The organism is uncultured Chitinophaga sp., from assembly GCF_937898475.1.
Taxonomy (GTDB): domain Bacteria; phylum Bacteroidota; class Bacteroidia; order Chitinophagales; family Chitinophagaceae; genus Chitinophaga.
In genome coordinates this window covers 128155-152174 of the sequence record NZ_CALEJS010000032.1, presented here as the reverse complement: position 1 = coordinate 152174, position 24020 = coordinate 128155, and the positions used below count along the sequence as shown (strand labels likewise).

Sequence of the window (24020 nt, the reverse complement as noted above, 5' to 3'; positions counted from 1 at the left end):
CATTTCTATTTCTCCAATAAAAGAGAGGGCATTCACCAGCTGGGGGATGCCCTCTCTTTTTCCCCTCACCACCACCCCAACTAAACTTTTCGTTTTTATAAACTAAATACTTAGTTTTGCGGAAAGCTGATTTAACATGTACAAACCTATACTCTTATTCCTGCTACTGACCACCTGTTATTTTACACCTGCCAAAGCCCGGCAGAAAGATAGTATAGACAATGCCCTCGTAGTAAGCTGGTTCCAGGATCAGCAATATGATCAGGCAGCCGCATACCTGCAGAACCGCGTAAACCCCGCCAATACCAGTCAGCTGGCACTCCTGGGCTATGCATATTATCAATGGGGCAGATGGCCCGAAACCATTCAAACCTATCAGCAGATACTGCAATTGGACAGCCAGCACCTTTCCGCGCACCAATACCTGGCGGCTATCTTCATGCAACAGGAAAATCCTGTACAGGCCATCCCCCATTATCAAAAGCTGATCAGCCTGCGGCCGCAGCAGGCGCTTTATTACAGGCAGCTCAGCTTTGCATACTTTGCCGCCCGTATGCAGGATAGCGGCTTTGCCTGCCTGCAAAAAGCCTATGCCCTCAACCCCGCAGACGCCAAAGTAGTGGCCCGCCTGGCAGAAGAGTGGATGACCCAGCAACGCTATGCTGCGGCAGACAGCATCCTGCAGCCCTACCTGGCCACTGATTCCCTGCAAACCGCTGTCATCATCCCCGGCATCAAGAACGCTTTTTATTTAAAGGATTATCCCCGCGCCATCGCACTGGGCCAGCGTCTTATCCGCCTCAAAGTGATCTCCGCCACCGCCTACACATATGTAGCTGCCGCCTGCTATTATAACCGGCAATACCAGGAATGCATATACGTAAATGATTTCCTGACGCAACAGCAACTAAATACAGAAGCTACCATGTACTATGCCGCTATGGCCTGTACGGCATTGAAAGACTATACGCGCAGCAATGAGTTGCTGCAGCAATGCATTGATCTTTCCAAATCCAGAAGCCTGGATGATTATTACACAGCCATGGGCGCCAACTATGAAAATATGAAGGCCTATAGGAAAGCTACCGCCTGCCTGGATACCGCCTACTACCTCTTCCACAAGCCGCTCCGCCAGTATAGCATTGCCCGTATCTATGACGAGCATCTCAGCGATCCTGCCGCGGCCAAACGCCATTACCGCCGCTACCTGCTGATGGCGGCCCGCAGGGAAGAAGATCCCGCAGTTTTCAAATATGTACAGCAGCGGCTGGGAGAAATGGAGAAAAGAAAATAAATTTACTCTCCGTTGTAACCAAAAAACAAAAAGCAGCTATGGCCTACCCATATCAGATCAACAGTTTTGATGACTATCAGCAAGCCTATCACCAGAGCGTAGTAGACCCGGAAGGTTTCTGGGCCAACGTGGCAGAGAACTTTATGTGGCGCCGCCAATGGGATAAAGTGCTGGAATGGAATTTTAAAGATCCTGACATTAAATGGTTCCAGGGCGGTAAACTGAATATCACAGAAAACTGCCTGGATCGTCATCTGGGTACGCTAGGCAATACTCCTGCTATTATCTGGGAACCCAACGATCCGGAAGAACGCCACCGCATCCTTACCTATCGCGAACTGTATAACAAGGTATGCCAGTTTGCCAACGTATTGAAGAATAACGGCGTTAAAAAAGGCGATCGTGTCTGCATCTACATGGGCATGATCCCCGAACTGGCTATTGCCGTGCTGGCCTGCGCCCGGGTGGGAGCCATCCACTCCGTAGTATTCGGCGGTTTCAGCGCACAATCCATTGCAGACAGGATACAGGATGCGCAATGCAGCCTGGTAATCACCTGCGACGGCGCTTTCCGCGGTAATAAAGACATTCCTCTCAAAGCGGTGATAGACGATGCCCTGATGGCCTGCCCCAGCGTAAAACGCGTGATCGTTTGCACCCGTACCCGCACCCCGGTGAGCATGCTCAAAGGCCGCGATGTATGGTGGGAAGATGAGATCAAGGCAGTGGAAACCCAGGGCAACCCGCCTGCCCCTGCAGAGGAAATGGATGCAGAAGATACCCTCTTCATCCTCTACACCTCCGGCAGTACCGGCAAACCAAAAGGTGTAGTGCACACCTGCGGCGGCTACATGGTATATGCCAACTACACTTTTGTAAATACTTTCCAGTACCAGCCCGGCGAAGTGTACTTCTGTACCGCAGACATCGGCTGGATCACCGGGCATAGCTATATCCTCTACGGCCCCCTGAGCGCAGGCGCCACCACCCTGATGTTTGAAGGGGTGCCTACCTGGCCCGATGCCGGCCGCCTCTGGGACATTACGGATAAATTCAGGGTCAACATCCTGTACACCGCTCCCACCGCCATCCGCAGCCTGATGGGCTTCGGACTGGGCCCGGTAAATCATAAAGACCTCAGCTCTCTCCGCAAACTGGGCAGTGTAGGCGAACCCATTAACGAAGAAGCATGGCACTGGTTCAAAACACAGATCGGAAAAGATAAATGCCCGATCGTAGATACCTGGTGGCAAACAGAAACCGGCGGTATTATGATCACTCCCATAGCCGGTATCACCAAAGAAAAACCCGGCTACGCCACCCTGCCTTTACCTGGCATACAACCCATACTGGTGGATGAGAACGGGAAAGAGATTGAGGGCAATGGCGTGAACGGCAACCTCTGTATCAAGTTTCCCTGGCCCGGTATGCTGCGTACCACCTATGGCGATCATGAACGCTGCCGCAAAACCTATTTCGCTACCTACGATAACCTGTACTTTACCGGCGATGGTTGCCTGCGCGATGAAGACGGTTACTACCGCATTACCGGACGCGTAGACGATGTGCTGAATGTAAGCGGCCACCGTATCGGCACCGCCGAAGTGGAAAACGCCATCAACATGCACGCCGGCGTAGTAGAAAGCGCAGTAGTAGGCTACCCGCATGATATTAAAGGCCAGGGCATCTATGCCTATGTGATCGCAGAAAAAGCCACCCACGATGCTGAACTGACAAAAAAAGATATTATACAGACCGTGTCCCGCATTATCGGGCCCATTGCCAAACCCGATAAGATACAGTTTGTAAGCGGCCTTCCAAAAACACGCTCCGGTAAGATCATGCGCCGCATCCTGCGCAAAATAGCAGAAGGCGAGCTGGACAACCTGGGCGATACCTCTACCCTGCTGGATCCTGCAGTGGTGGAAGAGATCAAACGCGGAAGGCTGTAGGGAAGTACACAGCTGTCAGTTGACAGTTACCGGTTGCCAGTAAAAACGATTGCCAACCGGCAACTGTCAACTTTTTTTATTTTTACCAGCGCCTATGAACAAACACACCTGGCAATTATTTTCCCGTTACTGGTTGCGGCCGTTCGCTATCGTGCTGGCGATACTGACAGTACTATACTCCGCTTACTGCATTTATACCCTCCTGCCGGCTGCCCGGCACCTGTCTTTTCTCCGGCTGCTGAAATTACTGGCGCTGATATTACTGTACGCCGCCATCGCATGCCTGAATGCAGCGGCTTTCTTTGCAGCCGGCATTGCGGGCCGCGGATTGGCCAGGTCCTGGTACCAGCAGCCCATCAGGTTGTTCCCCGGCTTTCTGCTCATTCTCCTGCCCATGGCGCTGACCACCTTTATGCTCACGGCCTTTGTCAAACCGGCTGCGTCCTTCCGGCAGGCTAAACTGCTGCGCAATGCCGCCGCCCCCTCAGATACCCTGGGCCTCTTTGCATTATATGCGGCAGCCAAACCACTGCACCAGGAGCTGGCCGTACCCAGGAAACAACTGATAGACACTGTGGGTAAATACATGTCCAGGGACCAGGCCAACAGCCTTACCTGGCTGGACACCCTGACCGCACTTAACATCAGCGCCGAAGAAGTAAACTGGCATTATGTGGCTGATCCCCGTTATGGCTTTTACCCACCCGGTACCTTTGAGCTCCTGAAAGAGATGCACCGCATACAGAACAAGATCGATCTCAATATGCAGCAGCGCTGGAGATGCTTTCAGCAACCCATCTACCTCCTGCTGTTCTTCTCCCTGGGGCTTTTCCTGGGCGCCTGTTTTCTCCGCTACCCGCTTTGGGCGCTCCTGCTGTTTACCACGGTAGTTTATTTTGTATACCTGCTGATGATCAGCGAGGGCATAGAGAATGCCGCAAAAAAAGACAATTTTGCTTCCTGGGTGGCTTATCTCCTCCCGGTCTGGATCGTGCTGGCTGCCTGTGTTATTATGTATGTCTTCATCCGTACCACGCTTAAACCGGGCACACCCCTGCGGCGGATACGGATTCGTTAAGCTGTCGTCCTTACCTTTGTATCAGTTATGAGATACCTGAAGCGCGCACTCCGCATTATACTGGTGCTGCTGATGCTGTTCAACATCATCCTGGCTTTTCATGCCTGGAAATTCACCCATTTTTATGATGATGCAGGGCACCGCAACAAACGCCCCGAACAAATGAGCACCTGGGAAAAGACCCGCACCATATTGTTTGGTGTAGACCTTTCCAAACCTGTGCTCAGCGCCTTCCCGGAAGTAGCCTATGAAACCGTGCGTCTCAAAACCGCCAATGGCCTGAAACTGGAAGGCTGGTGGATTCCTGCCGCCCAAACGGCCAAAGGCACCGTGGTACTATTGCACGGCTACGGCAGTAACAAAGGGGCCAAACTGCCCGAAGCCCTGTATTTCCACCAACAGGGATATAACACCTTCCTGCTCGATTTCAGGGCACATGGCAACAGCGATGGCCATACCTGCAGTGTGGGCTATAAGGAAGCGGAAGATGTGAAGCTGGCTTATGATTATGTACGTCAACGCGCAACAGCACCGGTCATACTCTGGGGCATGAGCATGGGCGCCGCCGCTATCCTGAAAGCAGTGTCGCAGTACCAGCTGCAGCCCAATAAAGTGATCCTGGAAGCGCCTTTTGCCACCCTCACAGATGCCGTAAAAAGCCGCATGTGGGCCGTACACATGCCCGGCACTCCCTTTGCCCAGATCATTACTTTCTGGGGCGGTATAGAACAGGGTTTCTGGGCCCCCGGCTTCAGGCCGGCGGATGATGCCAGGCACCTGCATATGCCCGTGCTGCTTTGCTGGGGACGGACCGATATCCGCGTAATGGAACATGAGACCAACAGCATCTTCCGCCAGCTGGGCAGCACAAATAAAAAGCTCGTAGTGTTTGAACACTCCGGGCACCAGTCTTTTTACAGGAATGAAACAGAGAAATGGACGGCTGCAGTTAATGCCTTCCTTCATCAGCCATGATCAGCGGCGTATTACCACGGGCGTTCCTATTTTAAGCAGCTCATACAGCTCATTCACATCCGCATTCTTCATGCTTACACAACCCAGTGTCCAGTTAATGCGGCTGTCTACATAAGCATCCCGTATACCGGAGGCATATTCAACCCCATGGATACCGATCCCTCCGCCAATATCAGCATTGGGACCAATCAAACCCTGCTGCTGGCGCTGATGGAATTTTGCCCAGGAAGCTTCATTAGGATAATCCAGCAACATAAACCTGCTCCAGCGCCCGTCATAACGTTTAGCCTGGATGCGGAAAGTGCCTTCCGGTGTCTGGCGGTCGCCCTGTATCAGCTTATCAGCCATCTTGCGGCTTCCGAACACCACTTTATAGATCTTACGTAATTTTACATCTTCATACAGGTATAAGCGGTAATCGCTTTTATCTATCAGCAGGAAAACTTTGTCGGCATCAATATCATCCGGCCTCAGTTTTACGGTGTACAACCCGCTCTCATTATTAAACCCGCTTAAGGGTATCAATAATATCAGCAATAAACTAAACCAACTACAACGCGGCATCTCACAAGGGTTTTTTAGCTCTATGATAACGAAGGTCTTAAGAGTTTATTGTGCACACAATACCAAATTTCAAATTCCAAATACCAAATTCCAAAGTTGTGGCACGGATGTCCTGCTATAAAACAAGCGTCCCAAATTCCGAACCGGAACTTGGGACGCCTTTAGTATTCGCTTTTGGAATCTGGATTTTGGAATTTGGAATTTGGTGTTTGGTGTTCGCAACGCTTAGTAGCCAAACAGCTCCTCCAGGCTTACCTTCTTCACTTCACCGAATTTCTTGAGATCATCCAGGTTGATGTTCTTTTCAGAACCCAGTATGCAATAAGTGTAAGGCTTATTGGCCAGGTTCTCATCATGGAACTGTTTCACGTTATCAAAATTCAGTTTATCAACAGCTGCGTATACGTCTTTACGGTAGTCAGTGTTCAGTCCCAGTTTCTGCGCATTGAGATAGCTGAATATGATACCGTCCTGCGTGATACGTTGTGTTTCGATATCCTGCTTGAGGCTTTCCTTGGCGGTTTCCAGCAGCTTGTCAGAACGCGGAATATCATTCAGCAGTTCGTTCATGCCGTTGATCGCTTCGTTCATTTTATCTGCCTGGCTGCCTACGTAGGCCACAACAGAATAACGATCTTCCTTTTTATCAGGCTGCACATAGAAAGCGTAGGTAGAGTAAGCCAGCGCTTTTGATTCGCGGATGGTCTGGAATACGATAGAACCCATGCCGCCGCCGAAGTAGTTGTTGAACAGGTTCACCACCGCGGTGTTGGAGGGGTTGAAGTTGCCATTGTTCCGTACCCAGTTCACCTCTGCCTGTACCATATCATAGTCTGCAAACAATACCTGGTTGCTGGCCTGCGTGCTCTTTGCAAATTTCACGGCTTCCGGTGCAGCTTTGAAGGCAGCCGGTATGGGGTGCAGCTTCTTAACGGCAGCAGTGGCGTTAGCCAGTGATTGCGGACCATAGTAAATAACGGTATGCTTGTAAGATGGCAGGGTATGCAGTATCTCTGTCAGCTCTGCAGAAGTAAGGCCATCCAGCTCTTCTTTGCTCAGCTGGTTGTTGTACGGGTTCTTAGAACCATACATGCCATACTGTACCAGGCCCCGCATAATGGCTACCTTGCTCAGCTTATTATCTGTACGCGCTTTCAGCAGGCGTCCCTTGAGTGCTGCCAGGGCTTCTTCATTCGGCTGACAGTGTGTAAGCAGGTGATCAAACAGCTCTACTGCCTTATCAAAATTTTCCTGCAGACCGGAAATAGTGATCATCGTTACATCTGTACCGGATGACACGTTGAAGTTACAGGCAATGTTATAGAACTGCCTGCTGATCTCTTCTGTAGTGTATTTATCTGTTCCCAGGAATTGCAGGTACTGTGCTGCCAGCGGCAGTTTTTTATTGTTCCAGCTGCCCATGTCAAAACGGTAGTACAGGCGGAACAGGTCATTGGCTTTATTCTGTACATACAGTACTTCTGCAGGACCGATCTTGCTTTTCTGTATATCCTTGCTGTAATCCAGCCATTGCGGTTTCACCGGTGTGGCGGGAATGGCGGCAATAGACTGCAGGAAGGGCGACTGCGCTTCGCGGTTCACTTCTACCGGTGTAATAGCAGGCTTCAGCACTTTCTGGATGTTCTTGTCTTCGCCTTTGCGTTTGTACACCAGCACATAGTTATTGTTCAGGTACTTGTTGGCAAAATCAACGATCTGCTGTTTGGTAACCTTACTCATATCGTCTATCATCTTCACATCGCTCAGCCAGTTTTCTCCCCTGTGCTTGATGAAGCCGTCCATAATCGTGTTGGCACGGTTGTCGTTCCTTTCCAGGCCCTGTAATTCAGACAGCTTGGCGTTGTTAACGATGGCTTTTACCAGTGATTCGTCAAACTCTCCCTTCTTCAGTATCTCCAGCTGCCCAAGCAGCAGGTCTTTCACTTCTTCCAGGGTCTGGCCCTGCTTGGCTTTACCGCTCAATGCAAAAACAGTATAGTCTTTCCATTGCAGCTGGCTAACGCCTGCGTTCAGCACTTTCTGTTGTTTATTGATGTTGAGGTCCAGCAGGCCGGCCTTACCATTATTCAGTATCTGGCTCAGTACCTGGAGCAGTACGGTAGACTGTACGTCTGTTGCGCCGGGCATGCGGAAGGCGATGTTCACGTTCTCTGCATCAGGCCCAAACACTTCTTTTACTACAGGCGAGGTGATTGGCGCTTCAGGTGCAGCTTTGTATTCCTTCACAGGTTTGGGCTGCATGTAGGCAAACTGCTGATCTATCTTTTTGATCACGTAATCCGGATCAAAATCGCCGGCCATTACAATGGCCATATTGTTAGGCACGTAGTATGCTTCATAGAAATCCCGGATCGATTTCAGGTTCGGGTTTTTCAGGTGCTCCACGGTACCAATGGTAGACTGCTGTCCGTAGTTATGCGTGGGGAACAGTGCCGCCAGCATGGTTTCATACATCTTACGGCCATCATTATCCAGGCCGCGGTTCTTCTCTTCATACACGGCTTCCAGCTCGGTATGGAAAAGGCGGAAGATAGGCTGGCGGAAGCGTTCACTCTGCACGGCAAGGTATTTATCTACGGCGTTGGACGGAATGTCTTCCTCGTAGATGGTTTCTTCTACCCAGGTATGCGCATTGGTACCCTGGGCGCCCATGCCCGTCATCATCTTATCATACTCATTGGCAATGGCGTATTTGGCGGCCAGTCCGGAAACACTGTCTATCTTGTGATACACTGCCTTGCGGGCATCGTTGCCGCTGGTATGATTATAGGTATCATACAGGCCTTCTATTTCGTTCAGGTAAGACTTTTCCTTCTCCCAGTCCAGCGAGCCGAATTTATCGGTCCCTTTGAACAGCAGGTGCTCCAGGTAGTGGGCAAGACCGGTGTGATCTGCCGGATCGTTATTACTGCCTGCGCGTACCCCTATTAAGGTCTGGATGCGGGGTTCTTTCTTGTTCACGCTTAACACAACGGTGAGGCCGTTCTTCAGGGTATAGAAACGGGCCTGCATGGGGTCGTCCGTAACATACCTGTAGGTATAGCCTCCGGAATTTCCTTCCTTCCATTGATAATTAGCCTGTGCGTTGCTGGTTGAGTGCAAGGTACAGGACAAAAGAAGCAGGAAGATCGCTCTTTTAAGAATTGTCATACGGTGGTTTTTGAAAATTTAGTGACGTACCAAATATATGGAAAAGAGTATACGGGAGAACAGGGAATTTAGGGGGAAAGGTAAAAAATCATGAAAAAAGAAGCCCTGCCCATGGAACATTGGCTGTTCCCGGGCATTCATCCCGCCGTTAGTGATTGATGCGTGTTTCTTTCCGCGCTAACGGCCAATGATTAACCACTGGTATAAATTTATCTAGCTACCAAATAAATTACTGATGTATTACTTGTTGTGGCCTGAAGCGTAGCAGCATTGAATCGGCCTTGCCGGAGAAGGAACGCTTGTTGTGCAACAAGGTTACCAGGTAGGAGGAAGGAGCGTTATCAATTACTTTCAGTGAAGCAGCTGAAACAAGCTCTCTTACGTATTGGTCCCTCATAGAGTGTTGCCCTTGCCTGGCAACTGACTGTTTGGCAACCGGAGATTGTTGTATGGGTTGGGGTTGTACTCCTATTATTCTTGTGTCCCTTGAATGTGCCCATACAATAAACCCCGTACATGCCAGAAAGGTCATAAAAGTACGCATATCAAAGATTAGATCTGGTTACAAAGATATACTAAAACCCATTAAATCGTATACCTACGGAAAATGGATACTGTTCTAAGCCGTAATCATGCAATGGCGTGAGTGAAAAATTGCCGTAAAGTTTTACCGGGCCGTAGGCCAGCTCGCTTGTTAAGGCAAAGCGCCATTGTTTCAGGTTAAAATCGTCTGTACGCTTGATCTTGCCCCTTTCTTCACTGATCTGTTTAGTGCGCGATTTTACCAGGTATCCGCCCATCACGCCCATACTCAGTTCAAAAGAACGGCCCGGCCTTGCAGGGTTGGAATTGAAGTTCAGCATGAGCGGTACGCTCAGGTACTCGGCAAATAATTTATTCTTGGAAAAATTAACGGTATCCCGTATGATCTGCGTAGGATAACCGGGTACATAGGTAATATTGCGCGCATAGCGGTAATTATTCATTTCTACCCCTAATGCATATATAACGTTCAGTTTGTGCTTGTAGATGTTCAGACGCTGCTGGATGAGCCAGATATTTACATTGATAGACTTGCCCGTGATCAGTTTGAACTCATCAGGTGTTAAAGGCTCACTGCCGCCGCGCGGCGCAAAAGTATTCAGGCCATAAGCAGAATAGTCAAAGGATTTGGCCACCTGGGTGGCTGTCAGCGCATTGGGCGCATAGGAATACCGTACATCGCGGGATATAACGCTGGCCCCGGTATAATCGCTGCGGTCTATATAATTATTAAAGCCCACATCAATTACAAACCATTTGGTATGAAGATTCTTTTTAAGCTTATTGCGTGCGTATGTGGTATCGTTGTAGAATTTATAGGTGTTCTTGCCTCTTGCATCCTTGCCTTTGATAATGATCAAGCCTTTGATCTGGATGGTATCTGCCGTGGGAGCCGGCGCGGCAGATTGCGCCTGCACCTCCCTTACTGCCATCATTATCAATATCCAGAGTAGAATTTTATGCTTCATATTCAACAAAGATTAAAGGAACCTTGCCTGTTATTCTGATTTGTGACGTTTTTTCTTTGAAAAGAATTTAGCCACACTGGCTACACCGTTCAGCAGCCGGCTTTCACTGGTGCTGGTAACAGACATGATCAGCTCTCCCTGCACAGCAGGCGGTGCTGCCGGCTGCGCTTCGGGCGCCGCCATGTGTTGCAGTGTTTGCGTAGAAGCCAGTACCGGGCTTGGGTCGGTATTGACGGTGGCCATTTCCTGTACCGGTGGCACCGTGGCCTGTATGGTTTTTTCCATGTGCTGCTGCACAACTTCTTCAGAAGTAGCCCTGGGCTGTGGCAGCTGGGCCAGTACGCCCGCACTGTTGTTATTATTGTTCAGGCCTGAGTTGTTGCTATTGGCCACCGGCTGAGCGGCAGCTGCCGAAGGCTGTACAGCCCTTTCTCTCCCAGGTCTGGTATTTTTTGCAGCGGTTTCACCCGCTTTTGCAGCCGTTTCATCCGCTGTTGCGGCTGCGGGTGCGTTCCTGGCCAGGGTGGGTGCTTCCTTCACCGGCTGATCATCCAGGTCAATCCTGGCCGGCTGGCGGGCGGGCGCTGCTTGCTGCATTTGCTGTGTAGCCGTGCTACCGGCAGCCGGTGTTTTTTCATTGACAGATGCCAGGGGTGCAGTCTGCACATCCTGCTGCTGTAATGGCAGCAGCCATACCAGGCAACCGGCTATTACAGCGGCAGCCGCGCCCCACCACCAGGCGGGATGCAGCCTGCGGCCACGGTTCCTGTAAAGAGCTGCCTTACCAGGCATCTTCAGCTGCGGATCTGCCTGTAAGCGGGTACGTTCAAACAGCTGCAGCGTTGCCTGTAGCCCGGGATGTTCCTGCAGGAACGCATGCAGCGTTTGCTCCTCGGTCTCACTCAGCTCGCCATCAATATAACTAAGCAGGTATGTTTCGTAATTTTCGGGGGTGAGGGTGTCTGTATGACGGTACAGCATTTCCTTGTTCTCAAAGCGCATCCCCGCTTCGTCTGCCGGCAGGCGGGTGGCCTGCCAGGTATCCAGCTCCTGCTGCAGGTGCGGATGTTTCTGGAGGAAGGCGTTCAGCGCCTGTAATTCAGCGGCATTCAGCTCCCCGTCAATAAAGCTCAGGAAAAACGTCTCATAATTCTCTGTGGTGATCTGGGTGCTGTGGTACAGCACCTCCCGGTTGCCAAACACAACGGCCCTGTCAGGCTGTAGTACGGTGGCTTTCAGCAGCTCCAGTTCTTTTGCCAGTTCCGGGTGTTGCTGCAGGAAGGCGTCTACCGCTGCACGTTCTTCACCATTCAGCTCTCCGTCGATATAGCTGAGCAGGAACGCCTCGTAATTCGATATGTTGATGTCTACAGACAACTTTATATGACGTTTTCCATTTTTATCAGATAGTTTTTAAGATGGATCCTGGCCCGGTGCAGGTACACTTTCACCTGCGATGGGTTCAGGCCCATGATGTTGCTGATCTCTTCATAGCTGTAACCTTCATAATCTTTCAGCAATACCAGGGAGCGTTGTACTTCAGACAGGCGGTTCAGGGCCTGCTCCAGTACATTTTTCGCATTGTGGATCCGCTGCTCCGATATCTTCTCCTCCTCTTTGAACTGATCTACCAGGGTAATACGCTTTACCTTCCTGACGTGATCGATCATATTATGGTACGCTACTGTAAACAGGTATGACTTCGCCTTTTCAAAAGGGACGTCACTACAGTGCTTCCATAATATTTCAAATGCATTCTGTACCACATCCCTCGCGTCTTCAGTGTGTTCAAGGTTTTTAACAATGAAGCGAAAGAGGTTGTCCGCGTACAGGTCCACGCATTTATTGTACTCCTTTTCCGTCATCCGGTTGCTGCGGGATTTTAGTGCTAATGTCCGACAATTACTTGAATACCAAAAACCAGTTTACAGTTGACTGCCGCAGCTTAATGCCCGGTTGCGCTACACACATCAACGGTTACCCCGGCGGCCGTCCCTCCCATTTTCCCATGGTAAATGATAGTATTATGACGGAGAGCCATCCTGAAATGTTACAAGCAGGTCAAAAAATCCGCCCCCAACCGCCATTCCGCCCTGGAAATCAGGATATCATCCTACATTTAATGCCATAACTTTGTTATTCCTTAATTGTAACGTATATGAACCAGCAATTTATTACCCGCTTACAACAGGAACTGGACGAGATCAGAACGGCCGGCCTGTATAAAAATGAACGGATCATTACCTCCGACCAGGGGGCCGAGATACAGGTTGGCGGCAAAACCGTGCTGAACTTCTGCGCCAATAACTACCTGGGACTCAGCTCCCACCCGGCGGTAATAGCAGCTGCCAAACAGGCCATAGATACCCACGGCTACGGCATGAGCAGTGTACGCTTTATCTGCGGCACACAGGATATTCACCGTGAGCTGGAGCAGAAAATTGCCCAATTCCTGGGCACCGAGGACACCATCCTCTATGCAGCTGCCTTTGATGCCAACGGCGGGGTATTTGAGCCCCTGTTCAACGAACAGGACGCCATCATCTCAGACGCCCTGAACCACGCCTCTATTATAGACGGGGTACGCCTCTGTAAAGCACAGCGTTTCCGTTACGAACATAATAACATGGCCGACCTGGAAGCCAAACTGCAGGAAGCAGCGGGCGCCCGCAGCCGGATCATCGTTACAGACGGCTCTTTCAGTATGGACGGCACCATTGCCCAGCTGGACAAGATCTGCGACCTCGCCGATAAATATAACGCCATCGTAATGAGCGATGAAAGTCATTCTTCCGGCTTCCTGGGTAAAACCGGCCGCGGTACCCACGAGTACCGGGGCGTTATGGGCCGTATTGATATCATTACCGGCACCCTGGGCAAAGCCCTTGGCGGTGCATCCGGCGGTTTTACCAGCGGCCGTAAGGAAGTGATCGATATGTTGCGCCAGCGCAGCCGCCCCTACCTGTTCTCCAACTCCGTGGCCCCCAGCATTGTAGGCGCCTCCATCGCCGTACTGGATATGCTCAGCGAAACCACGGCCCTGCGTGATAAGCTGGAGTACAACACCCAATACTTCCGCACCAAAATGACCGAAGCCGGTTTCGATATCAAACCCGGCGATCATCCCATTGTACCCGTAATGCTGTACGATGCCGTACTGGCTCAACAGTTTGCAGACAAACTGCTGCAGGAAGGGGTGTATGTGATCGGCTTCTTCTTCCCGGTGGTGCCAAAAGGCCAGGCCCGCATCAGGGTACAGCTGAGCGCCGCCCATGAACAGGAGCACCTTGACAAGGCTATTGCCGCCTTTACCAAGATAGGCACCGAGCTGAACGTGATTAAAAAGACCCTGGCTTAAGGGCATAACATATTGCCAACCAATTAAAACGGGAGCCGGTCAGGCAGCAATCTGCTGTTGACCGGCTTTCCTGCTTTAGTCCCCTCCATGCCCATCCCATGCGGCCTTTTACTGGTTTTCAGCCTGAAACCTTGTACAGTTCTATGTTTGATAGGAGATATTTCCTTTATAAGCCCTTATTGATTCCTTACTGATCCCTTGTTCATCCCTTCCTTATAAGATAGGGAATATCAGCGGCTGTGCCAGATATCTATCTGGTATTTGCATGGTATCGCCCTAAAAACTACCATAAATATGCCGGCGGCGCCCAGAAGGCCGCGCCTAATCTTATCGTAAACCTATTGCCTGATTTACTACTTTTGCAGCCGACAAATGACTATACTGATGAAACGTTTCGGCTGGATCTTACTGCTGGCAACCATACTGATCAATGCCTGCGCGCCCAACAATGTAAAAGAGGAAAAGAACTGGGAAAAGTACTTTGCCGCGTATAAGGTGGAAGGCTGCTTTATGCTGTATGACAACAGCAAGGGCCTTTTCAAGGTATATAACCTGGACCGGGCCAAGGAACGTTTTCTGCCCGCATCCACTTTTAAGATATTCAATGCCCTGGTAGGCCTGGAAACCGGGGTGATCAGGGATACCGCCATGGTGATCAAATGGGACGGCATCACCCGCGGGGATTCTGCCTGGAACCAGGATCTGAGCATGCAGCAGGCTTTCCGCCTGTCATCCGTGCCCTATTTCCAGGAGGTAGCCCGCCGCATTGGCAAGGATACCATGCAGAAATGGCTGGATTCCATTAAATACGGTAACATGAAGATCAGCCGGGTAGACACTTTCTGGCTGGACAACTCTCTCCAGATATCCCCGGATGAGCAGCTGGGTTTTGTGAAAATGCTCTATTTTGACCAGCTGCCCTTCCGTAAAAGCACCATGCAATGGGTGCGCGCCATCATGCTGATGGAAAAAACAGGTAAATACGAACTGAGCTATAAATCCGGCTGGGGTATTGCCGGCCCTAAAAAAATAGGCTGGCTGGCCGGCTGGGTGGAAGAGAACGGGCGTCCTACCTTTTTTGTGCTGAACATCGAGTCTGAAGACCCGAACCTGGAAAGCCCCCAGCGCGATGTTCGCCTGAACATCCTGAAAAGCATCCTGGAGGAAGAAGGCTATTTTAAAGGCCTCAAATAGGTCCCAAACCGCCTGCAGCAGGCCCCATGCCTGTTAAAATTTCCTAAAACCCAGTATATCTGCTCTGTAAAACGTGGCAAAAAATTTATATTTGAGCCATATGTTACGTTTTCAGCATAGTGAATACTTATGGGGCCTCGTATTGCTGCTGGTGCTGCAGCTGGCATTTATCAGTGTTTCCTGGTGGAAACGCCGCTCTATCCGCAAGCTGGGCGACCCTGCCCTGGTGGAAAAGCTCTTCCTGGGCTATAGCCGCCGCTTATTTGTACTGAAGTTCTTCCTGCTGTTCTTTGCCTTCTTCCTGGGGGTAGTTGGCCTGGCCAATTTGCAGAAAGGCAGCCGTATGGATAAGATCACCCGCAAAGGGGTAGATGTGGTGATTGCCCTGGACGTAAGTAAAAGTATGCTGGCCGGCGATGTGAAGCCAGACCGCCTTACCCGCGCCAAACAGCTTATTACCAAACTGATGGACAAACTGGATAACGACCGTGTAGGCCTGGTGGTATTTGCAGGTAATGCTTACCTCCAGATGCCGCTGACCATTGACTACTCTGCCGCCAGGATGTACCTCAGCACTGTGAGCCCGGACATGATCCCCACCCAGGGTACTGCCCTCTCCCAGGCTATTCAGGTAAGCCACGATGCCTTCAACAAGAAAGAACGCAAACATAAAGCCCTTGTACTGATCTCTGACGGGGAAGATCATGACGCCGGCTCCCTGCAGAAAGCCAGGGCCGCCTTTGAAGACGGCGTGGTGATCAGCACCGTAGGCGTAGGCTCTCCCAACGGATCTCCCCTGCCCGACCCTGAGACGGGTGGTCCGAAGAAAGACAAGGAAGGTAATGTGATCATCTCCAAACTGAACGAAACAGAGCTGAAAGCCGTAGCTTCCGCAGGTAAAGGGGTATACACCCACCTGGATAATAATACCGAAGAAGTGGTTAATACCATTGTTAGCAAGATAGACGGGATGGAACAGAAAGAATTCGGAGAAAATATCTTTACAGACTATAATAGTTATTTTTACTACTTCCTGGCCGCCTGCCTGATCCTGATCGTGGCAGAATTCTTTATCCCGGAAGTAAAACGCAGCAAGGAAGAAGAAGTGGTCACCCTCGTTAAAGAATAATCATGCAGCGATCTACAATAACATATCGTATACTGGCCCTTGGCGCATTCCTGGCTATCAGCGCCGGAGCATTTGCGCAGAGCGGCAAAAAGTACATCCGCAAGGGCAACGAGCTGTATCAGAAACAGCAGTTTACCGATGCGGAGGCCAACTATAAAAAGGCCCTGCAACAGAACCAGCAGTCAGACGTAGGGCATTATAACCTGGGTAACTCCCTGTACGGTCAGAAAAAATTTGATGCGGCACGTACACAATATGCCAACAGTGCTAAAATAGCTGCCGACAAAACCACCAAAAGCGACGCCAATTACAACATAGGCAATACCTACATGGAGGCCAAGAAATGGGAAGAGAGCATCAAATCCTATAAACAGGCACTGAAACTGAACCCTGCCGACGAAGAAGCCCGCTACAACCTGGCATACGCGCAGGCCATGCTGAAGAAACAACAGCAGGGCGGCGGCGGAGATAACAAGGATAAGCAGGACAAGAAAAAACAGGAGCAGAACAAGGATCAGAACAAAGACAAACAGAACAAACAGGACCAGCAACAGGATAAAGACAAGGAACAGCAGGACCAGAACAAGCCTCAGTCCCAGCCCAGCAAACTGGACAGGGAAGAAGCTGAACGCCTGTTACAGGCCCTGAACCAGGAAGAGAAAAAACTCCAGGACAAACTGAAAAAAGCCAAAGGTCAGCAGGTACGTGTAGAAAAAGATTGGTAGTCTATTTGTAATGGTTTATTCATAAACTGCATAAACCATGTTAAGCACTTATGAGATCATTCTACGCCTGTTGCTGTCTGCCATATTAGGAGGCCTCATAGGAATAGACCGCGAAAAGCTGGAATGGGCCGCTGGTTTACGTACCCATATGCTGGTATGCCTGGGTTCCACGCTGGCCATGATCGTTTCTTCCTTCGGCTTTGATGATATACTCGGACATGATGGGGTGATCCTCGATCCCTCTCGTATAGCCTCGCTGGTGATCAGCGGCATTGGCTTTATAGGCGCCGGCACTATTCTTTTCAGGAAACGCAAGGCCATATACGGCCTTACCACCGCCGCTGGTCTATGGACGGTTGCCGCTATCGGCCTGGCAGTAGGCGGCGGCATGTATGCGGCGGCTGTAGCCACTACCTTCATTACCCTGCTTGTACTTATCGGTGTAAAAAAGATAGAGACCCGGTTTTTCAGTACAGATAAGAAAGACCTCAGTATCCGTATTCATTTTCAGCACGCCGCACTGTCGGTAAAAGACGTTTCCCTGTTACTGGAAGATCATGGCGTTGCCATTGGCGAGATCACCCTTATACAGCATGATAAAGAGCTGATGGAAGAGATGGAGATTGTGCTGGATAAATCTACAGTACAGCAGAAGATCATGGGGGCGATAGATGAGTTGAGGAAGCTGGAAGGTGTGCAGTCGGTAAATTTTGCGGCGATGTGACTGGAACGTATCACGCTTAAGCCCGGCTTATTGGGCGGGAAGCCAACCATACGCTGTATGCGGTTTCCTGTAGGCGATATCCCTGAAATGCCGGCTAACGGGATGACGGAGGATGAGGTACTGGAACAGCATCCAATGTTGGAAAGAGATGATATCCATGCTGCTCTGCGATAACCGGGTTATGTGGGACTTTCTAAAATCAAGTATTCATCAAGCGCTGAAGATGCTCATCACTGATGAAATTAATATAGTTGACCTCGAATAATAATATTAAAAAGCCCCGGCTTGTGCCAGGGCCTTCCCTTTTTTGTAAAGCTGCCATCCTTAAATTCTTCTGCTTAACTATTCTTTTACTGCCTGTAAGGGGGTGCCTTCCTTGATCTCGTCGCTGGCGTTTTTTACCAGTACGTCCTGGTCATTGAGCCCACCGAATATCTCTACCATTCCGTTGTATTCATTGCCGCGCGTTACAGGCACCCACCTGGATTGATTGTTAACTATCCTGATCACGAAGACTTTTTCTGAATTGCTTACGATCACGCTTTTAGGCACTACATATACATCCTGTTTCCCGGGCAGGGGCAGCAGCGCTTCTGCATACATACCGGGCAGCAGTTGCTTATCCTTATTGCTGATGTCCATTTCCAGCGTTTCTGTTCTCAGTCTGGTGTCCAGGCTCCCGGCCACACGTGCTACACGGGCCCTGAAGGTATCGCCGGGGAGTGATCTTACGGTAAAGCGCACTTCTCCCGCCTGCTGCAGACCGCCTGTATATACTTCGGGTACGGCTACGGCCAAACGTAGTTTAGACTGCTCTTCCAGGCGGAACATCGGCAGCTCTGCGCTCCTGGCTCCGGGGCCCACATACGTACCGGGATGCGCGTTACGCTGGCTGATCACACCACTGAAGGGGGCGCGTATCACCAGGTAGTCCAGCATGCGTTGCACTTCCTGGTAGGCAGAGCGGGCGGCCAGCAGTTCTGCGCTGTCTGCACTCATTTTAGAAAGGGCCAGGTCCAGGTCGTTGGGAGATATGGTACCGGGCACTTTACTGGTACGCAGCAGCCTTTCGTAGTTAGCCTTACTGGCCCTGAACACGGCTTCGCGGGTGTGCAAACGGGACCGGGCGCCCAGCAGCTGGCTGTTCATTTCAGGCGCTTCCAGTGTGGCCAGTATTTGTCCCTTGCTTACCTGGCTGCCCAGGTCTACCTGCACCTCTTTCACATAGCTGTTCACTTTAGCGTAGAGGTCTGCAAACTGGAAGGGCTTGATCTCTCCCGGCAGCTTCAGCGAATTTTCCAGCCGGCTCTTTTGCAGTACCAGCGTTTTAACCTGCACAGCCGTCTGCACCTCCTTCGTTTCCTCTTCCGCGTGAGACCCGTTGCAGGACGCCATCATCATCAGCAGCGGCGCACCGATCAGGCACAGATATGTATGTGTAGTTTGTTGCATTGTTGTTATTGATAATAGTATTGACTGTTCACATCTTCCGGGTCCAGCGAAACTGACCGGGTGCCCGCTTTCTCCCGCGCCCAGGCAAATATCAGCGGTAATATGAGCAGGGTGGCAAATGTGGAAGCGATCAGGCCGCCAATTACGGCGCGGCCCAGCGGCGCTGTCTGATCACCGGCTTCACCCAGGCCGCTGGCCATGGGTATCATGCCCACTACCATCGCGATGGTGGTCATAAGGATAGGCCGCAGGCGGATGGATACGCTTTCCATGGCCGACCTCAGGGCGTTGCCATTCTCCATCCGCAGCTTCTCTGCATTGGTTACCAGCAATACGGCATTGGCTACGGATACGCCTACAGACATGATCATGCCCATATACGATTGCAGGTTGAGCGTAGAACCGGTTAACAGCAGCATGATCAGCGATCCGGCCAGTACGGCGGGAATGGCGCTTACTACTACCAGCGCCACGCCAAAGGACTGGAAGTTGGCGGCCAGTAACAACAGTATCACAACAGCTGCTACCAGCAGGCCTGATTGCAGGCTGCCCAGGGTTTCATCCAGCAACTGGGTAAGGCCGCGCTTTTCCACCTTGATGCCCCTGGGCGGCTCGCCTGCCCGCTGGATGGCGGCATCTACATCATTGCTGGCCTGTCCAAGGTCCTGCTTGTGCACATTGGCGCCGATGGAGATGATGCGTACTGCCCCTACGCGATCATACTCTCCGGCAACGGTATCCGGTTGCAGGGTAGCTACATCCCCCAGCAGCGGACGCGTTCTGTCTTTCGAGATTGGAATAGCGGCCATATCGTTCATGCTGCTCATTTCATTTTCGGGTATGCTGATCTGCACAAAATAAGCGGTAGCATTTTTTTCATCCAGCCAGTTGTTCTTTTCCGTAAAGCGGCTGGAAGAGGTAGCAGCGGTCAGCGACTTTGCGATCTCTGTGATGCTCACGCCCAGCTGCCCTGCCCTTTCGCGATCAATATTGATACGGATGGCGGGGTAGTTCAGCGGCTGTACAATCTGTACATCACGCAGGTAGGGGATCTTCTTCATTTCCGCCAGCAGCTTCTGCGCAAAGGGTTTGCTCTGCTCCAGGTTCTTGCCCATTACGGCCACCTCAATGGGTGTGGCTGCACCCTGGCTCATTACTTTATCGGTAAGGTCTATGGGTTCAAAGCTCATCTTTACATCCGGCATGCGATAGTGGATACGTTTACGCAGGCGTTCCTTGAAGTCGTCCATATTTACCTTGTAATCTTCTTTCAGGTTCACCTGCATTACCGCCTCATTAGGCCCTGCCATGAAAAGGTAGATGGGACTGGTTGAATAGGAAGAAGGATGGGTGCCAATGAAAGAAGAAGTGATATCAATGTTCTTTTCTCCCGCCACTTCCTTCAGCACTGCTACCGCATCCAGCAGCATGGTTTCTGAACGTTCCAGGCGTGTGCCTTCGCGGGCTTTGAGCCGCAGCTGGAACTGCCCGTTATTGAGTTTGGGAAGGATGTCTCGCCCGATGACGCTGAAACATACCACTACGATGGCCACTATCCCTGCAAGGTAAATGATGGTAACAGGTTTACGCCGCAGCATCAGCTTTTCCAGGCGGGACATAAACCGGAGTTTGAACCTTTCAAAGCGGGAGATCTGTTGCACATGTTCCTGTTCATAATGCAACTCTTTTTCAATGTACGCGTCTGTTTTACTGCCGGTGGCGGATGATGCCTTTACATGATGCCTGCTGAATTTCTCCGGCTTCAGTATCCAGTTGGATAATACAGGCACCAGGGTTTGCGACAGCAGGTAAGATGCGATCATGGAAAAGCCAATGGCCAGCGACAGGGGCAGGAACATGGATCTTGGTACGCCTTTCATGGTAAAGGAAGGCGCAAACACAGCCAGTATGCAAAGGAGGATCAGTAGTTTGGGAAAAGCGATCTCCTTACAGGCATCCCAGATGGCCTTTGCTTTGGGTTTGCCCATTTCCAGGTGCTGGTGGATGTTCTCTATGGTAACGGTAGATTCATCTACCAGGATGCCGATGGCGAGGGCCAGGCCGCTGAGCGTCATGATGTTGATGGTTTGCCCGGCAAGCCTTAGTCCCATTACCCCGATGATGATGGATACGGGTATGGTAATGATCACGATCAGCGCGCTGCGCCGGTCGCCCAGGAACAGCAGCACCATAAGGCCTGTTAATACGGCGCCTATCACCCCTTCGCTGATCAGGCTTTTCACTGCATTTACCACGTACCTGCTCTGGTCAAATTCGAAGATCACTTTTACATCTTCCGGGAGCAGCTGCTGGATATCGGGCAATGCCGCTTTGAGGTTCTTTACTACAGACCAGGTAGAAGCGTTGGCGGTTTTGATCACGGGCATGTATACAGAACGTTTGCCATTGATCACGGCGTAGCTGCTGGTGATGTCTGCGCCGTCTTCTACGCGGGCAACATCCCGCAGGTATACGGAAGGGCCGCTTCCCATCAGGAGCGGGATATTTTCAAAGTCTTTGATCTGCCGGATCACCGTATTGCTGGGGGTGAGGTAGGTGACATCGCCAATGCGCACATTGCCTGCAGGCGAGATCTGGTTATTATCTTTTACCGCTGCAACGATCTGGTCGGGTGTAAGGTGGTGGCTACGCATCAGTACCGGGTCTACCCGTATCACCACCGTACGGTTGTTACCGCCAAAGGCGGCTGGTGAGGTAAGGCCCGCCACACGGGAGAACGAAGGGCGTACTACCGTCATGGCCAGGTCCTGTAATTCATTATTGCTGCGGGTTGGACTGCTCAGCGCCAACTGCCCGATAGGCAGCGTAGAGGCATCGAAACGGATAATGAACGGTGGTTGAGTACCGCTCGGCATTGATGAAAATGCACGATTAGCCATTGCCGTTACCTCTGCCGCTGCCTGGGCCATGTTGGTACCTTCATAGAAGGTGAGCTTAAGCATGGTTAACCCTTGAATATTCTTGGTTTCAATAGCCTTGATACCTGTTACGTACAGGAACAGGTTCTGGTAGTTGGTAGAGATAAACCCTTCCATCTGCTGTGGCGACATTCCACCGTAGGGCTGCGATACATAGATCGCAGGCAGGTTCAGATCGGGGAAGATGTCGATCCTGATATCCCGCATGGAGTTAATGCCAAAGAAAAGCAGGCCGATCACAATCACGAGAACGGATATAGGTTTCTGTAAGGCTATCCTGATCAAGTTCATAGCTGGTTCAAGAAAATGTTCAGATCTCCGGTTACCGCTGCCTTATATAAAAGCGCCTGCCATACACCGTTGTATGCCAGGTCTCGGTCCGTTTCTGCACGATTGATATTGTATAGCGCCTGCGCCAGGTCTGCAATATTGGAAAGGCCGTTCTCATACAGGGTGCTTTTCTGCAGAAAAGCGTCTGCGGCGGCTTTTACGCCCAGCGGTGCTTCCGCGTATTTGCGCACTGCATTGTGCAGCTGTTCATTTGCCAGTTGCAGCTGATGCTGCAGCCGGCTGTATACCTGGCTGTATTCATGTTTCAAGCCTGCAGCATGATGGGTTTCCCTGGCCACCTGCGCATGTGTGCGCAGCAGGTCGGTAACCGTCCAGGAAAGGTTAAGGCCCAGCAGGTAGTTGGTACGGGTAGGATGCACACCGTCCCACCAGGCCTGGCTGAAATGATCCTTATCGGCAGTAGCGGCGCCGTAATCGGCTGCAAAACCGGAGCCCCTGGTTTGTAATACGCCCATAAGGCTGAGCCGGGGCATTACATTCCTGCTGATGAGGCGGCGGTTGCTTTCTGTGAGCAGGATGCGATGCTGGTATAAACGCAGTAAGGGCTGTTCTTTGAGTACGGAATCTGTGGCGGCGGGCTGCATCATCTCTGGCGGGATGCGGGCCACAAAAAAGGTGTCCAGCGTAAAAGACTGCGGCGGTACGTCCATCATTTCCGCCAGTTTGTTGCTTTGGGCGGCTTCGTAGTTCTGTGCGTCTATCAGCGAAAGCCTCGCCCTGGATACTTCTGCGTTGGCAATGCTGCTGTCTACCCCGGCGTTCAGCCCGTTGAGCGCCCGGGTCACGATCATACGCTGCAGCGCTTCCGTACGGCGAAGGTTAGCTTCCATGGAGGCGCGCAGGCGTTGTGCCGCCAGCAGGTTAAGATAAGCGCCCGCAATGCGGGTCTGGTGTTCAAAGCGTTCCTGCTCCAGGTCGGCAGTGTTGGCGGCATGCTGCTCTTTCGCCAGCGCCACTTTAGCCTGCTGGCGGCCAAAGGTGACGAGGTCCCAGGAGATGTTGGCCAGGTATAGTCCGCCGAAGGCGGCGTTCCAGTTCTGTGTGGGTAGCGGCTGACCAGATGCGCCGGTGGTCCAGCCTTTATAACCCCAGAACGGACCGTTTTGCCCGTTGATGGTACCATAACTGTTCTGGGCGTTCAGGTTAAGGTCTGGCAGGTATTCCCGTTTAACGGCGCTGATATTTTCTGCTGCTGCACGCACGTAGCTTTCTTTGGCCTGGATAGACTGATAGCGCTGCAGACCCGTTTGCAAGGCCTCCTGCAGGGTTAATACCGCAGTTTGCCCCCGCGCCGGGGGGATTAAGCCTCCGGCGGCGATGAGTATCAGGCAAAGATGTTTGGCGGTATTCATGCAGTGATATAGCAGTTATTTGTTAAAAGATTGCTTCGTCGCGCTCTTCACTTTTTCCCTATAGCTCCTCGCAATGACGTTATGCTGAAGACCCGGGTTAATCACCAGCCACTTCACTTCTTTTAACTGTCGCAAAGTTAGCCGCGGCCCATCACCCTAGGTTGGACAAAACACCTATATACTTGTACTATTTGAACATAGAAAAAAATCAGCCGTAACAGCTAACAGCCAACCGCCGGCAGCTGGTTCAA

The 24020-nt window shown here is 51.3% G+C and carries 18 protein-coding genes; 10 read left to right on the top strand and 8 right to left on the bottom strand.

From position 1 onward, the window contains the following. The first annotated feature begins 136 nt into the window (after positions 1–136). The 4 genes from Q0577_RS20215 (at position 137) to Q0577_RS20200 (ending at position 5299) form a co-directional block, all read left to right on the top strand. Positions 137–1294, top strand: a complete 1158-nt coding sequence (locus tag Q0577_RS20215; protein ID WP_298739508.1) for a hypothetical protein — start codon at positions 137–139, stop codon at positions 1292–1294. Positions 1295–1332: 38 nt separating this feature from the next. Then, positions 1333–3246 (top strand): acetate--CoA ligase, encoded by a 1914-nt coding sequence (gene acs, locus Q0577_RS20210; RefSeq protein WP_298739505.1) that lies wholly within the window; start codon positions 1333–1335, stop codon positions 3244–3246. A 94-nt stretch (positions 3247–3340) separates the two neighbouring features. Continuing rightward, on the top strand, positions 3341–4324 hold the full coding sequence (locus Q0577_RS20205) for an LptF/LptG family permease (protein ID WP_298739503.1): 984 nt from the start codon (positions 3341–3343) through the stop codon (positions 4322–4324). 27 nt (positions 4325–4351) lie between these two features. After that, entirely contained in the window at positions 4352–5299 is a 948-nt protein-coding gene (locus tag Q0577_RS20200; protein WP_298739501.1) for an alpha/beta fold hydrolase, read from the top strand. On the opposite strand, the gene Q0577_RS20195 is transcribed toward Q0577_RS20200, so the two are convergent. From Q0577_RS20195 to Q0577_RS20175, 5 genes are all read right to left on the bottom strand, one after another. Beyond that, on the bottom strand, positions 5300–5863 hold the full coding sequence (locus Q0577_RS20195) for a L,D-transpeptidase (protein WP_298739499.1): 564 nt from the start codon (positions 5861–5863) through the stop codon (positions 5300–5302). Positions 5864–6088: 225 nt separating this feature from the next. Beyond that, on the bottom strand, positions 6089–9034 hold the full coding sequence (locus tag Q0577_RS20190) for a M16 family metallopeptidase (protein ID WP_298739496.1): 2946 nt from the start codon (positions 9032–9034) through the stop codon (positions 6089–6091). Positions 9035–9609: 575 nt separating this feature from the next. Further along, positions 9610–10545, bottom strand: a complete 936-nt coding sequence (locus tag Q0577_RS20185; protein WP_298739494.1) for a hypothetical protein — start codon at positions 10543–10545, stop codon at positions 9610–9612. Positions 10546–10575: 30 nt separating this feature from the next. Continuing rightward, the gene (locus tag Q0577_RS20180; RefSeq protein ID WP_298739492.1) at positions 10576–11922 is read right to left on the bottom strand and encodes a hypothetical protein; all 1347 of its coding nucleotides are present in this window, start codon (positions 11920–11922) and stop codon (positions 10576–10578) included. Between the two features lie 2 nt (positions 11923–11924). Next, the gene (locus Q0577_RS20175) at positions 11925–12410 is read right to left on the bottom strand and encodes an RNA polymerase sigma factor (RefSeq protein ID WP_298739490.1); all 486 of its coding nucleotides are present in this window, start codon (positions 12408–12410) and stop codon (positions 11925–11927) included. Between the two features lie 293 nt (positions 12411–12703). Here Q0577_RS20175 and kbl point away from each other — a divergent pair, with 293 nt between their 5' ends. The 6 genes from kbl (at position 12704) to Q0577_RS20145 (ending at position 17849) form a co-directional block, all read left to right on the top strand. Next, the gene (kbl, locus tag Q0577_RS20170) at positions 12704–13903 is read left to right on the top strand and encodes a glycine C-acetyltransferase (RefSeq protein ID WP_298739489.1); all 1200 of its coding nucleotides are present in this window, start codon (positions 12704–12706) and stop codon (positions 13901–13903) included. Between the two features lie 384 nt (positions 13904–14287). After that, positions 14288–15097, top strand: a complete 810-nt coding sequence (gene blaOXA, locus Q0577_RS20165) for a class D beta-lactamase (RefSeq protein WP_298739486.1) — start codon at positions 14288–14290, stop codon at positions 15095–15097. Positions 15098–15197: 100 nt separating this feature from the next. Beyond that, positions 15198–16226 (top strand): VWA domain-containing protein, encoded by a 1029-nt coding sequence (locus Q0577_RS20160; protein WP_298739484.1) that lies wholly within the window; start codon positions 15198–15200, stop codon positions 16224–16226. A gap of 2 nt (positions 16227–16228) precedes the next feature. After that, complete coding sequence (locus Q0577_RS20155) at positions 16229–16951, top strand: tetratricopeptide repeat protein (RefSeq protein ID WP_298739482.1); 723 nt, start codon at positions 16229–16231, stop codon at positions 16949–16951. A 37-nt stretch (positions 16952–16988) separates the two neighbouring features. Then, positions 16989–17675, top strand: a complete 687-nt coding sequence (locus Q0577_RS20150; protein WP_298739480.1) for an MgtC/SapB family protein — start codon at positions 16989–16991, stop codon at positions 17673–17675. Then, positions 17676–17849, top strand: coding sequence for a DUF433 domain-containing protein (locus Q0577_RS20145; RefSeq protein WP_366884788.1), 174 nt, complete (start codon positions 17676–17678; stop codon positions 17847–17849). It begins immediately after the preceding gene. Between the two features lie 168 nt (positions 17850–18017). Here Q0577_RS20145 and Q0577_RS20140 read toward each other — a convergent pair whose 3' ends face one another. The 3 genes from Q0577_RS20140 to Q0577_RS20130 are packed head-to-tail and all read right to left on the bottom strand — an operon-like array spanning position 18018 to position 23769. Further along, positions 18018–19127, bottom strand: a complete 1110-nt coding sequence (locus Q0577_RS20140) for an efflux RND transporter periplasmic adaptor subunit (protein WP_298739478.1) — start codon at positions 19125–19127, stop codon at positions 18018–18020. Positions 19128–19132: 5 nt separating this feature from the next. Then, complete coding sequence (locus Q0577_RS20135; RefSeq protein ID WP_298739476.1) at positions 19133–22357, bottom strand: efflux RND transporter permease subunit; 3225 nt, start codon at positions 22355–22357, stop codon at positions 19133–19135. Next, positions 22354–23769 carry a TolC family protein gene (locus tag Q0577_RS20130; protein WP_298739475.1) on the bottom strand — a complete coding sequence of 472 codons (1416 nt, stop codon included), beginning with the start codon at positions 23767–23769 and terminating at the stop codon, positions 22354–22356. The genes Q0577_RS20135 and Q0577_RS20130 overlap by 4 nt, the downstream gene beginning before the upstream one ends. Positions 23770–24020 lie beyond the last annotated feature (251 nt).

Coding starts and splice junctions, on each gene's coding strand:
- Q0577_RS20215 (WP_298739508.1), top strand. CDS start 137: ATGTACAAACCTATACTCTTATTCCTGCTACTGACCACCTGTTATTTT.
- acs (WP_298739505.1), top strand. CDS start 1,333: ATGGCCTACCCATATCAGATCAACAGTTTTGATGACTATCAGCAAGCC.
- Q0577_RS20205 (WP_298739503.1), top strand. CDS start 3,341: ATGAACAAACACACCTGGCAATTATTTTCCCGTTACTGGTTGCGGCCG.
- Q0577_RS20200 (WP_298739501.1), top strand. CDS start 4,352: ATGAGATACCTGAAGCGCGCACTCCGCATTATACTGGTGCTGCTGATG.
- Q0577_RS20195 (WP_298739499.1), bottom strand. CDS start 5,863: ATGCCGCGTTGTAGTTGGTTTAGTTTATTGCTGATATTATTGATACCC.
- Q0577_RS20190 (WP_298739496.1), bottom strand. CDS start 9,034: ATGACAATTCTTAAAAGAGCGATCTTCCTGCTTCTTTTGTCCTGTACC.
- Q0577_RS20185 (WP_298739494.1), bottom strand. CDS start 10,545: ATGAAGCATAAAATTCTACTCTGGATATTGATAATGATGGCAGTAAGG.
- Q0577_RS20175 (WP_298739490.1), bottom strand. CDS start 12,410: ATGACGGAAAAGGAGTACAATAAATGCGTGGACCTGTACGCGGACAAC.
- kbl (WP_298739489.1), top strand. CDS start 12,704: ATGAACCAGCAATTTATTACCCGCTTACAACAGGAACTGGACGAGATC.
- blaOXA (WP_298739486.1), top strand. CDS start 14,288: ATGAAACGTTTCGGCTGGATCTTACTGCTGGCAACCATACTGATCAAT.
- Q0577_RS20160 (WP_298739484.1), top strand. CDS start 15,198: ATGTTACGTTTTCAGCATAGTGAATACTTATGGGGCCTCGTATTGCTG.
- Q0577_RS20155 (WP_298739482.1), top strand. CDS start 16,229: ATGCAGCGATCTACAATAACATATCGTATACTGGCCCTTGGCGCATTC.
- Q0577_RS20150 (WP_298739480.1), top strand. CDS start 16,989: ATGTTAAGCACTTATGAGATCATTCTACGCCTGTTGCTGTCTGCCATA.
- Q0577_RS20140 (WP_298739478.1), bottom strand. CDS start 19,127: ATGCAACAAACTACACATACATATCTGTGCCTGATCGGTGCGCCGCTG.
- Q0577_RS20135 (WP_298739476.1), bottom strand. CDS start 22,357: ATGAACTTGATCAGGATAGCCTTACAGAAACCTATATCCGTTCTCGTG.
- Q0577_RS20130 (WP_298739475.1), bottom strand. CDS start 23,769: ATGAATACCGCCAAACATCTTTGCCTGATACTCATCGCCGCCGGAGGC.